The organism is Streptomyces sp. NPDC101166 (genome assembly GCF_044768125.1).
In the GTDB taxonomy this organism is placed as follows: Bacteria; Actinomycetota; Actinomycetes; order Streptomycetales; family Streptomycetaceae; genus Streptomyces.
In genome coordinates this window covers 1-1,285 of sequence record NZ_JBIWPF010000167.1, presented here as the reverse complement: position 1 = coordinate 1,285, position 1,285 = coordinate 1, and the positions used below count along the sequence as shown (strand labels likewise).

Below are 1,285 nucleotides of genomic sequence, written 5' to 3'. Positions count from 1 at the left end.
AGCGGACTGGTCGGCCCGTCTCCGGCGCGCGCGTCGCCGATGGCCCGCAGCGTGTAGGTGACGCCCAGCACCGCGAAGGCCAGCCCGCGCGCCACCCGCGCGCTCACCGACAGCTGCGCGGTGACCGCCGCGACCGAGGCGAACACGATGCCAGACGCGGCCAGCGCCAGCCCGAACGCCAGCGATCCGGTTCTCGACACCGACGTGCCTGCGAGACTGACGAATCCGAGCAGCCCGGTGGCCAGCGCCGCACCGTAGGTCATGATCAGCACCGCGGTGAGGCCCGCCAAGCGCCCGACCCGGGTGGCGGCCAGCAGTTCGGTGCGGCCGCTCTCCTCGTCGGCTCGGGTGTGCCGGATGACGGTGAGGATGGTGGCGACACCAATGAGCGTGTGGAACATCCCCGCTTTCCAAATGCCCACGGCCCCCAGATCGGTGGGGTTGTAGACGGGCCCGTACATGGCGAGCTGGGCGGGACTGGCGAGAATACTGGCCGCCAGGTGCGAGAGGTCCTCCGGTGTGCTGTAGATCTTCTCGACGCTCTTGATGTAGACGCTGCCCAGCGGCAACGAGAACAGCAGCACCCACAGCGGCAGCACGATCCGGTCACGCCGCAGATACAGCCGCAGCAGCTGCCCGGTGCCGGTGAAATCTGCCGCGCGCAAAGGTGATTCGGCGATGCGGGGCGCGGTGGCGGTGACGGCGGTCATTTCGACACCTTCTCGCGCTCGTCGGCGGGCGCGCCGCCGTCGAGCGAATAGTGGCGCAGGAACAGTTCTTCCAGGGTCGGCGGCTGGCTGACCAGGCTGCGCACCCCCGCGTCGCCGAGCACCCGGATGAGTTCGCCGAGGTGTTCGCTGTCGACCTGGCAGTGCAGGGTGTTGCCCTCGACGCTGATGTCCTCGACGCCGGGCACCCGGCTGAGATCGCCTGGGCTGCCGGTCATCTCGGCGGTGATGGAGGTGCGCGACAGATGCCGCATCTCCGCGAGCGTGCCGGTCTCCACCGTCTTGCCGGCCCGGATGATGGTGACCCGCTGGCACAGCTTCTCCACCTCGGACAGGATGTGGCTGGACAGCAGCACCGTGGTGCCGCGCGCCACCGCCTCGGCCACGCATTCGCCGAACACCTGCTCCATCAACGGGTCCAGGCCGGAGGTGGGTTCGTCGAGCAGCAGCAGTCGCGCGTTCGACGAGAACGCCGACACCAGCGCCACCTTCTGCCGATTGCCCTTGGAGTAGGTGCGCGCCTTCTTGGTCGGGTCCAGCTCGTAGCGCTGGATGAG

Annotated in this window: 1 protein-coding gene and 1 pseudogene; both read right to left on the bottom strand. The window is 69.1% G+C overall.

Going from position 1 to position 1,285, the window contains the following annotated elements; translation table 11 throughout:
* Positions 1-710, bottom strand: a pseudogene (locus tag ACIRS4_RS37370) (ABC transporter permease); the annotation flags it as partial.
* Positions 707-1,285 (bottom strand): AAA family ATPase (locus tag ACIRS4_RS37365; protein WP_404204603.1); only part of this gene is annotated, 579 nt, incomplete at its 5' end. The gene ACIRS4_RS37365 and the pseudogene ACIRS4_RS37370, both read right to left, overlap by 4 nt.